This window comes from Chromohalobacter sp. HP20-39 (genome assembly GCF_033052815.1).
GTDB lineage: Bacteria > Pseudomonadota > Gammaproteobacteria > Pseudomonadales > Halomonadaceae > Chromohalobacter.
Genome location: NZ_JAWHTP010000746.1, coordinates 1 through 267, shown reverse-complemented (window position 1 = coordinate 267; position 267 = coordinate 1). Strand labels below are relative to the sequence as shown.

Below are 267 nucleotides of genomic sequence, written 5' to 3'. Positions count from 1 at the left end.
CTGGTGGCGCGAAACTCTCCTGGAAGCGCTCGACGGCACGCCCTGGGCGCTGCAGTGGGGTGACGCGGTTAGCGTCGAACATGAATTGCCGCCAGGGCTGGAGGCCTTGGCCATCGCGCTCGGCCTGCTGGCGCCGGTGCTGTTGATGGTCAGCGTCGCACGTCCCGGGCTGCGCCGGCTCGCATTGGCGGGCGGTGCGGTGCTGCTCGGGCTGGTCGGCACGGCCACCTCGACCGCGATGGCTTTTGGGCCCGACCACGCCTGGGC

At 71.5% G+C, this 267-nt stretch carries 1 protein-coding gene; it reads left to right on the top strand.

What is annotated here, in order from left to right:
• Positions 1 to 267 (top strand): hypothetical protein (locus tag RVY79_RS19935; RefSeq protein ID WP_317466309.1); only part of this gene is annotated, 267 nt, incomplete at both ends.